7 protein-coding genes are annotated in these 11,173 nt (G+C 34.3%); 3 read left to right on the plus strand and 4 right to left on the minus strand.

Features of this window, described 5'->3' with window-relative positions; genetic code table 11:
- Positions 1-56: 56 nt before the first annotated feature.
- Genes ACYVRA_RS04355 through ACYVRA_RS04365 form a run of 3 tightly spaced genes read left to right on the plus strand, consistent with a single transcriptional unit; the run spans position 57 to position 5,577 of the window.
- On the plus strand, positions 57-2,843 hold the full coding sequence (locus ACYVRA_RS04355) for an ATP-binding protein (protein WP_461251528.1): 2,787 nt from the start codon (positions 57-59) through the stop codon (positions 2,841-2,843).
- A gap of 13 nt (positions 2,844-2,856) precedes the next feature.
- Positions 2,857-4,395 carry a GH39 family glycosyl hydrolase gene (locus ACYVRA_RS04360; protein WP_461251529.1) on the plus strand — a complete coding sequence of 513 codons (1,539 nt, stop codon included), beginning with the start codon at positions 2,857-2,859 and terminating at the stop codon, positions 4,393-4,395.
- Positions 4,396-4,413: 18 nt separating this feature from the next.
- Positions 4,414-5,577 (plus strand): DUF362 domain-containing protein, encoded by a 1,164-nt coding sequence (locus ACYVRA_RS04365; RefSeq protein WP_461251530.1) that lies wholly within the window; start codon positions 4,414-4,416, stop codon positions 5,575-5,577.
- Positions 5,578-5,589: 12 nt separating this feature from the next.
- Here the strand turns inward: ACYVRA_RS04365 and tmk are convergent, their stop codons facing one another.
- From tmk to ACYVRA_RS04385, 4 genes are all read right to left on the minus strand, one after another.
- Positions 5,590-6,321 (minus strand): dTMP kinase, encoded by a 732-nt coding sequence (gene tmk, locus ACYVRA_RS04370; protein WP_461251531.1) that lies wholly within the window; start codon positions 6,319-6,321, stop codon positions 5,590-5,592.
- A gap of 82 nt (positions 6,322-6,403) precedes the next feature.
- Complete coding sequence (locus ACYVRA_RS04375) at positions 6,404-7,447, minus strand: mannose-1-phosphate guanylyltransferase/mannose-6-phosphate isomerase (RefSeq protein WP_461251532.1); 1,044 nt, start codon at positions 7,445-7,447, stop codon at positions 6,404-6,406.
- Positions 7,444-9,387 carry a glycosyltransferase gene (locus ACYVRA_RS04380; protein ID WP_461251533.1) on the minus strand — a complete coding sequence of 648 codons (1,944 nt, stop codon included), beginning with the start codon at positions 9,385-9,387 and terminating at the stop codon, positions 7,444-7,446. The genes ACYVRA_RS04375 and ACYVRA_RS04380 overlap by 4 nt, the downstream gene beginning before the upstream one ends.
- 74 nt (positions 9,388-9,461) lie before the next feature.
- Positions 9,462-11,173, minus strand: a 1,712-nt coding sequence (locus tag ACYVRA_RS04385; RefSeq protein WP_461251534.1) for a hypothetical protein, incomplete at its 5' end; no start/stop codon positions are given.

Genomic DNA, 11,173 nt, shown 5'->3' on the forward strand with positions numbered 1-11,173 from the left:
GTATCTACCATATTAAAAGTCAGATACTATAAGGTATTGCTGTCTGGAGGAGCAACTTGCAACCAAAAACTGATAAAAACCGGGCTATTAATTCAGTCGGCATTCAAATGCTTATCATTGTTATTGCGTTTATAGTAATGGGCGTATCAAGCTTCATTTTCGCCAGCAGTATTGAACACAGGCATCTGGTAAAAGACGCGGAAAATGCCCTTGCTTTTACAGAAGCGGAAATAGTTTCAAACTTGCTGGAACCGGAAACTTTTCTTGACGGCTATTCCGAAACAATCCGCAGTATGCTTATAAGAGGCGAAAGAGAAGAAAGTTTAGCCGCTTATATGGCATCTATTACCAATTTCCTTATGAGAGAAAAAGACCGTATGACCGGGTTAAACACTACCCACGGTTATTTTTTTAAGTGGGGCGGAAAATATCTTCCCGGAAGAAAATGGACTCCGCCAGATAATTTTTTACCTAAGAATCAACCATGGTATCAAAGAGCAATTGACGCAAAAGGAAAAATTACGCTTTCTGAGCCATATAGGGACATTCTGACAAGAAAAATAATCATTACATTTTCACGTTACCTTACGGATGATAACGACAATCCGTTAGCAATAGTATGTCTTGATATAGAATTGAACAGAATTTATAAACACGCGATATCAATAAATTTGACAGACAGCAGTTATGGAATTTTAGTTAATAACAAACTGGAAATTATTGCCCACCCCGAAACAAATTTTATCGGCACAAAATTACAGGACGCTGACAGCGGCGTTGCGTTATTATCTACTGAATTGGAAATGGGCATGAATATTTCTGAACGCCGTGTTAAAAATTACATGTATGAAGATTCTGTAGTCTATTTTAAAAAAATTAAATACGATTGGTTTTTAGGCATTGTTATCCCTGTTAAAGAATATTACAAAAGCGTGAACAACATGGCGATATTCCTTATAATAATTGGTTCATTATTAGCATGGGGATTATGCACAATGTTATACTACATTACCCAAGCAAAAATGAAATCTGATATGAGAACCCAGCAAAAAAGCAACTTCCTTGCCACCATGAGCCATGAGATACGCACTCCTTTAAACGCTATTTTGGGCATGACTGAAATTCAAATGCAAGACTCTTCTCATCCTCCGGCTACAAGCGAGGCGTTTATTAAAATAAATAATTCAGGTAATTTACTTTTAAATATTATCAATGACATATTGGATCTTTCAAAAATAGAAGCTGGTAAACTGGAGTTGGTGCCGGTTAAATACGAAGTCGCAAAGCTGATTAATGACATTATACAATTAAATTATATTCGTTATGTGAGTAAACCAATTGAATTTATAATAGAAATAGATGAAAACATTCCGGCTTTTTTGGTCGGCGACGATCTTCGCATTAAACAGGTCTTAAACAATTTGCTTTCTAACGCTTTTAAATATACGGATGAAGGTCAAGTTACGCTTGCGGTTAATGCTGAATGTGTTGGGCGCGGCGGAGGCGCTGTAATTGTTACTCTTATTTTCCAAGTAAGCGATACGGGACAGGGAATGACTTCCGAACAAGTAAACAAGCTTTTTGATGAATACACGCGATTTAATATGGAAGCAAACCGCACCACCGAAGGCGCCGGGCTGGGTATGACCATTACGCGAAACTTGGTAGACCTAATGTATGGAAAAATAAATGTTAAAAGTGCGGTTAACGAAGGCACGGTAATAACAGTCAGACTGCCTCAAAAAACAGACGGTATAGGCATTAGCGGAATTATCGGCAAGGAAATGGCGGAAAACCTGCGTCAATTTAAACTTAACAACTCTATACAATCAAAGAAAGCGCAAATAACCCGCGATTACATGCCTTATGGATATATACTTATTGTAGACGATGTAGAAACCAATTTATACGTCGCAAAAGGTTTAATGACTCCTTATGGGCTTAAAATTGATATTGCAACAAGCGGATTTGAAGCAATTGATAAAATCAAAGAAGGCAATAATTACGATGTTGTATTTATGGATCACATGATGCCAAAGATGGACGGCATAGAAGCGGCAAAACAATTGCGAAAACTGGGATATACAAAACCAATAGTTGCCTTGACAGCTAACGCTCTTGCGGGACACGCTGAAATGTTCTTAAGAAACGGTTTTGATGATTTTATTTCCAAGCCAATAGATATACGCCAGTTAAATACAGTTCTTAACAAACTAATTCGCGATAGACAACCTCCCGAAGTGCTTGAAGCCGCGCGGAAAGAAAAAGCCGATATGGATAAAAAGCAGGAGCCCGGCAAAGGATTCCAACAGGCTGATTCACAGTTGGCAAAAATATTCGCAAGAGATGCCGAAAAAGCCGTTGATGTTATTCAAAACTCAATTAAAAATGACCTTAACGACGAAAAAGATATTCAAATGTATATAATAAACGTTCACGCAATGAAAAGCGCTCTTGCAAATATCGGGGAAAAAGAATTGTCCAATACGGCGCACAGACTTGAACAGGCTGGCAGAGAAAAAGACATTAACGTATTATTATCGGAAACAAACGAATTCTTAGCAAATCTTAACATGGTTATAAAAGAAATAAAAAGTAAGGAAGAAAAAATTGAAGTCATCGAAGATTCTGAAGAATCAATAACTCTATTAAAAGAGAAATTACAAATAATAAAAGACGCATGCGATGTTATGGATAAAAAAATTATTAAAAGTACATTAGGCGATCTTAAAAGAAAAAAATGGTCGCAAAAAACAAATGAGCTATTAAATTTGATAGAAGAACATTTACTTCACAGTGAATTTGACGAGATATCAACAATTATAGTAGAATATAATAAGTAAAAAGAGACGAATTATGCAAGAAAAAACATTTCCGCTTAAAAACTCCAAAGTTGTCCTTTTTCGTAACAACACATGCCTTTGTATTGGAACAGGAAGAATGGGACTCGCTCTGCAAAAAGAATATTTTGAACAATTAAAACTTGTTCAGGAAAATATCGGGTTTAAATGGATACGCGGGCATGGTCTTTTCAACGAAGACATGGCTATTTATCAGGAGTATAAAACTGAAGACGGCACTGTTATACCCGAATACAATTTTACATATCTTGACTTTGTAATAGACAGCTATCTGGAGCTTAACATACGCCCTTTTATTGAGCTTGGTTTCATGCCTCACGCGATAGCGTCAGGCGACAAATCTGTTTTTTACTGGCGCGGTAATATTACGCCGCCAAAAGACTACGTGAATTGGAATAAACTTGTCGCCGCGACACTACAACACCTAATAACTCGCTACGGTGAAGATGAAGTTACATCCTGGCCAGTTGAAGTCTGGAATGAGCCAAATCTTCCCTTTTTCTGGAAAGATGCCGACAGAAAAGAATATTTTAAACTGTTCCATGAAACTATACTTACTGTAAAATCAGTTTCCAAAAAATTCAGAGTCGGCGGCCCCGCCATTTGCGGCGTTGATGATATTTCCTGGTTAAAAGATTTTTTAAATTTCTGCCGCGATGAAAAACTTCCTCTTGATTTTGTGACACGACATTTATATAACATCACAGTACCTGAACATGACGGCAAATACGGCTATCCAAAACTCAGTCCGCTCTCCCGCGCTTTTGCTGAAACAAACCGGTCGCGTGAAATTATTGACACCTACCCCGAATACCGCGGTATGGAAATGCATGTCACAGAATTTAACACATCGTATTCGCCGCGCACTCCTATACACGACACAAATCTTAACGCCGCATACATAGCCTACCAGCTTGCGTATCTTGGCGACACCTGCGAATCATACTCATATTGGACATTCGGGGACATTTTTGAAGAATGGGGCGTGCCTTTCACGCCTTTTCATGGAGGATTTGGCCTTGTCGCAAACGGAAAGATACTCAAACCTACATACTGGGCGTTTAAATTTTTCAAAGACTTGGGAAACGGCGAATGTATTCACCGCTCGGAGAACGCCGTCATTTTAAGGAAAGCAGACGGAACTTACCGCGGCATCGCGTGGAACATTATAGCGGCTAACGGTTCTTTGGCTAAAGATGATGATAATTTAACACTTTCTTTTATACTTGAAAACAGCGCGTTTATGGAAGGCGAGTATTGCATAGTTACAAAAACAGTTGACGAGGATGTATGCAATCCGTTAAAAGTATGGCATGATATTGGAGAACCCGCAAACCCATCGCAGGAGCAAAGACTGCTCCTTCGCGAAAGCGCGTCCCCTCTTATTAAGACTCAGCGCGGTTGCGGCGCGCCTGTTGTCAAATTAACGCTTGGGCGTAACGCGCTTGTGTACTTTGACATATTCCCCGCGCCAATAACAAGCGACCGCGGATTCAACTATGAACGCGCTGTAAATATTGAGTTTGCGGATTAATTTTATTGGGAGAATTTTATGAAGCCGAATGTTTATGTTGTAAGGTGTGAAAGTTATGAAAAAGCAGACGAGAAAATTAATGAATTGCTTAATTTAATGGGCGGGATTGGACAATTTGCCAAAAAAGGCGAAAAAATTACTTTAAAAGCAAATCTGTTAGGCGCTTCCCCTCCTGAAAGAGCAGTCAGCACTCATCCGTCAATAATTGCCGCGATAGGCAAGCTTGCAAAGAATGAGGGCGCTATTCCCTTAATCGCCGACAGTCCCGGTTCCGGCTATCTGTATAATGAAGCGACTCTAAAAAAACTTTATAAAACCTGCGGAATGTACGAGGCGGCGGAACAGGCGGGCATTGATGTAAATATGGATACAAGATATGACAAAGTATCTTTCCCACAGGGCAAATTGATGAAGCAAATTGACGTAATAAAGCCAATAACGCAAGCCGACGCGGTATTTAATATCTGTAAAATGAAAACGCATTTATTTATGCACGTAACGGGAGCTGTAAAGAATCATTTTGGGATTATTCCAGGTTTGTCAAAAGTAGGGTTTCACGCAAAGTTATTCGATAAAGAGCGTTTTGCGGACATGTTGTTGGATTTATCTCTTTACGTAGCCCCGCGATTATCAATCATGGACGCGGTACTTGCCATGGAAGGCGAAGGACCTGGCGCGTCAGGTACTCCACGGCATGTGGGACTTTTACTAGCATCGACAAGCGATCTTGCCATTGATGTTGTCGCCGGTGAAATTACTGGATTACCCTATGAACACAATCCAGTATTAATGGCGGCAAAAAGACGTGAAATATTACCGTACAAAATAGATGATGTAAATGTAATTGGCGAAAATCTTTCCAGTATAAAAATCCCCGATTATAAGTTTCCAACAACCGTAAGAGGCTTTAGCAGAACTGTAGAAAAAAACGCCGTTATAAGAAATATATTAAAATCAACTTTAAGCAAATATCCCGTAGTATCAAAAGAAAAATGTATAGGATGCGGCATGTGCGCGACTGCCTGCCCCGAAAAAATGATTACGATAATTACGCAAAATGAAAAGAAAAGGGCCGTTATCAGCCTGAAAAACTGCATTCGCTGTTATTGCTGCCACGAATTATGCCCGCATAAAGCGATTGACATTAAGAGTAAGTTTATTTCGAGGGTATTGAAAGTTTAAGGGGATTTTTAACTAAAGGAATTTATTTTTAATCTCAACTTTATTCATTGGCTTTTTTATTAATCTCTTTTTGTATAATAGATCAATAATTTTTTTATTAATTGCTTCTGGAGAGAGTATTTCATTACCATAAAAACAATCAAGCATAATAATATCTTTTTCTTTAGAAATTAGTTTTTTATATTCAAAATGCACTTTTTTTTGCAAAGTCAAATCTTTTTCATGTATATCATTTTTTCCCTTAAGATAATATCTATCTTCTCCCGTTCTCTTTTTTGATAAATTATTTTTTATAAAACGGAATGGTAAATTTAAATAAATGGACAAAGAAGGCCTTAAAATTTTGTTATATCCATATTCAAATTCCAGTATCCATTTTTTTAATTGATTTTTCTGATTTGGCTGAGTCAATTTCGCGCATTGAAACGCAATGTTAGAATAAAGATATCTATCACAAATTATAAAATAATTATTGTCAATAAACCGTCTAAGGTTTGTATCGTTATCCTTTCGATCCCCAGCAAAAAGAACAGATATTAAATATGGATCTACAGTTTCTATAGAACCAAATTCGCCGCGAAGAAATTTTGAGATAAGATACCCGTATGGCTTTGAATCAATACGCGGATAATGAAAAAACACGCTTTTTATATTTTCTTTGTTTAAATATTTTCTTAATAAATTTATTTGAGTGCTTTTTCCGCAACCATCAAGTCCTTCAATAACAATAAACCTATAATTCATCAATCTTGTCCAGTTAATTTAACATTCTTTTATAAATATTCTAATATGCGCTTCCGAATATTACCGGATTTTATTTCCTAATTTAAATAATTTTTGTTTTCGTTATATTAGGTGACACTTTTTCAAGCTCCGCTATCAATTCTTTTATTTTATGCGAAGAGCCTTTTTTACTTATTAAAACAGCGTCATCAGTATCAACTATAATTAAATCATCAACATCAATGAGTGTAACAGGTTTATTTTTAGATATGATTAAATTATTTTTTGAATTATGTAAAACATTTTTTGATGTTGAAACATTTCCATTCGTGTCAGAATTTGAAATACTATATAACGCCTCAAAACTGCCCAAATCAGACCAATCTGTTTTTAAAGCAACCATTTTTATTTTTTTAGTTTTTTCCATAACCGCATAATCTATGCTGTTAGCAGGTATTTTTTTCATATCAGATTCTTGTATCTTTATTATATTATTTTTTATCTCACTGTTTTTAAACGCCTCTTGTGATGCCGCATAAATATCGTTTGAATGATTATCAATCTCATCAAGATATGTTTTAACTTTAAAAACGAACATTCCGCTGTTCCAAAAATATTTTTTTGCCTCAATATATTCTTTTGCCGTCTTTTCATTAGGTTTTTCTCGAAAAGAAATTACATTCTCTCCCTCCGCCTCTATATAACCAAACCCCGTCTCAGGATACGACGGCTTTATCCCAAAAGTCACCAAATTATCATTCTCCGCCAATTTCTCAGCCTCATTTATCGTATCCTTATAACCTTCCCCATTCTTAATTAAATGATCAGAAGGCGTCACTAAAACAATGTCATCTTTATTTAACGCCAAACAAGCAATTGTTATAGCCGGCGCCGTATTACGACCGAGAGGTTCAAGTATAAATTCTATATCCTCTATATTCAATTCTTCAATTTGCCTTTTCGCTAAATTAAAATGATTATAATTTGTAACAATTATTGTTTTACAACACAAATCTTTATTGCGAATCACAGTTTCCTGAAATAAAGAATAATTCCCTGTCAAATCACAAAATTGCTTCGGATACTGTTCTCGCGAAACAGGCCAAAGACGCGAACCGCTGCCGCCACATAGGATAATGTTTGTCATATTAGGTGATCTTCAATTAAATTCTTAATATTTCGCTGTTCTTGTTTATCAATATTCTTTTGTTTAATTTTTGTTAAAAATGAATATAATCCCGGAAAAGCATTACGTATTATTTTCTTGAATGTAATTATAATCAAGTTATGTATACAAGGATATTTTACTGATGTTTCTTGTTCCTTCATTTTTGCTTCAAAAAAGTTGAATAAATGCCATCTATCATTCAACCTGTCAACATTTATTTCAGTATTTAATATTTCCTCAAAAAAAGCTTCTATTTCAATTGCGGATTGATCCCATGAATCTTTATATTCTACCGGCGGTAGCTTATTTGAAAAATCAATTGTGTTAATGATTTCATTGATTTGAGAAAATCTGTCAAAAAAGAAAAAGTAATCTTTAAATTCATGGAAATGCTTTAATAGTTCTTTGTTCAGCGCATTATTGTATAAAATTACGCGCTTTTTATTTTTTAAAGCAATTGCAATTGGAAGACCAAACCCCTCATATATACTGGGAAAAATAACGGCTTTACAGTTAATATAAAGATAACTTATGAAATCTTCGTCAAGATTCCCGCTTTTATACGCGTAAATATTATTCTTTATATAACAATTGTTCGCCATACCCATTATTGCAAGAAAATTCTCGTTTGATTTTTTAACATATTTTATTGTTTCTATAACTCCTTTATGTTTATAATGATTACCGGCAATTAGATAATATTCATTAAAAGGCAAGTTATATTTCTTATGTAAAGAAGTATTAAAATTACTCGCATTATAGACACGCTTAACCGGTTTATTTTGTATTAAGGTATCCTCTAAAAAATATGCTTTGTATTCCTCTGTGCTAAAATCACTAATCGAAACAATTCCATCACATTCTTGAAATCCAAATCTGACAACATCATCAATTACTAAATCCTTGTGTTCATTAATCACATAATCGCATCGTAACATAATAATATCATGCATACAGTACACCGATTTAAGACAGCGCTGATTCATAAAAAGATGATCATCCATATTAAATGGCTGATGTGCGCAAAATCCTAAATCAAATACCCCTGAAATTGTATCAGGGTACAGCACATTTGCGTATTTCTCGGATAAATGATGAAATTTGTCAGCCGGATGATTGATATAAATATATATATCATATTTGTCATGAAATAAACGATAAAAAGCATCCGCAAAGCTTAGCTGGACTTCAGATGTTCCACAATAAATACAAGGCATAATATAATAATTTAGTAATATTTTCTTTTTTGCATTCTTTTTTGAAAGTAATTCAAAAAAATTATCTATAGGATTTCTCATGTAAGTTGAATAAAATATTTTGTTTATGTGATTATAGTAAGGATACAGCTTGAAAAATAATTTCTTGTCATCGGAATAATCTGTTATATCATCCGATTGATCCTCAATATAAGAAAGAAAAATATGATTGCTTCGTACAATACTGAATCCAAAACAATTCGCTCTTTGTACAAAGTCCAATAAAGAATATTTAAAACTTTTATAACTAACAGAAAAATAAAGAAGTAAATCAATAACTCTTTTTTTAATAAGAACGCAACGAATATCAGGCTCAGCTAAAATGGAATAACGCGGCAATTTTTTAAGCTGTGTTAATAAATAGCCGGGATCATCCGCATAACCGATTCTCGGTGAAACAAAGCCATGCTTTTCTGTGTAATATAATACATCATATAATTCTTTCAAAAAGGAATCATTTATATTAATGGAGTGAAGTACGCTTTCATCTATTATTAATACGTCGTTTCCTGTCTTGTCATTTTCTTTTAGTATTTCATTGTGTGCTATTATTTTTTCCGCATCGTCTTTGCAGTAATAATATACATAACCCGTTTCTTCTACAATATTCTGTTTGTTGTTCTTTCCGCTATCAATGATGTAAACTTTACAATTTATTTCCATAAATTGCTCTAATATTTTCAGATATTTCTGATAATATTCCTGTATATATATAGTGACAATTATAGTCATATTATTTATTCTGTTATATTATGCAAACATTCTAATAATTTTTTAGGAGACCTTTCTCCTTCTTCAACAATTTCATACAATTTTAATAAACATGAATTAAGAAAATTATTCTTTGGGGGTAAAGACTTAATACCATTAACACTAGATTCTTTACATTTCATTAATATAGCATCAAGTACCCTTAATAATGACATTATATCGTCATCTTTTACTATTGGCGACATCAATCCATAATCTATAACTTGGGCATGTTTCCCATCCCATAATATATTCCAACTTCTTATATCATTATGATGGTAATTACTTTCTTCTAGAACAGCTAAAAATTCTAAAACATCCTTTGCTACTGTTTCAGGATCAATCTCTTTTTTACTCAAAATATCAGAAATAAGATCGCCATCATCACGGGAAAGTATAACAACAGCGTGATTATTACTTATTTCAAAATCTATCAGTTTTGTTGTTTTTATTTTAGATATATCATTTAAAAAGAGCATATTACTAATTTCAGCAGTTATCTGCTTAATATTATCATCATCTGCATTTAAAAAATATTCTTTTATTATATATTTTTCTGAAAAATAATAATTTCTGCCCAATTCAGGATTTATATAAGGAAGCTCAGAATCGTTATATGCAAAATATGTCTTTTTATCATATAAATATGATTTACCATTTATTAAAATATTCTTTTTCTTTTTTGAAATTTTATAGAGAGGTCTCTGCTTTGATGATAAATGCGTTGGGAATTCTCCTATCTTTTCTATGATAATTTCATCTTTAATAAGATCAAAAATAGCCAATTCATTTTCAGGTTGAGCTTCATTCCAAAATAATGTTTCATCTTCATTCTTTAATGCTAATTCTACAATTAAAATCGGTACTTTTTCTATTAAATCCTTAATAATTTCTTGAACATATTGTAAACCTTTAAAGTGAACGATATGATGGAGAACACTCAGAATTATTAAAACATCAAATTTTCCTATATGTATATCATCTAATGCTTCTAAATATAATTCTTTGGTTTCAAACTTTGCTGTTATTCCATTTATTTGACCAATTATTCTGGCGACTTCAGCATTTTTGGGATTACTCTCCCATCCTTCTGTTACAGCGCCTCTATCCGCAAAATAATAACATATATAACCTAAAGAAGAACCTATATCCAATATTCTCAATCCGGCAACACTAGTGTTCAAGGATTTTTCAATACATCTGCACCTATCTTTACATTCTCGTTGAGGAATAATGTTAATTCCGCCAATCATGTAAGCAGGCTGATAATATTCCACTTCACTAAGCATTTTCTTTAATCTTGTTATTTGAAAATCGCTATCGGTTAGTAAATTAAATGCTAATTTTAGTTCATCAATTTTTTGTCTGCTATCGGTAGCTAAAGCCTTAACATCCTCTACCGTATGTACGGTACTAGTGGCTAAAGCTTTAACATCCTCTACCGTATGTACGGTACTAGTGGCTAAAGCCTTAACATCTTCTACCGTATGTACGCTATCGGTAGCTAAAGCCTTAACATCCTCTACCGTATGTACGGTACTAGTGGCTAAAGCTTTAACATCCTCTACCGTATGTACGGTACTAGTGGCTAAAGCTTTAACGTCTTCTACCGTGTGTACGGTACTAGTGGCTAAAGCTTTAACATCCTCTACCGTATGTACGCTATCGGTAGCTAAAGCCTTAACATCCTCTACCGTAT

The sequence above is a fragment of the Treponema sp. R8-4-B8 genome (genome assembly GCF_054786175.1).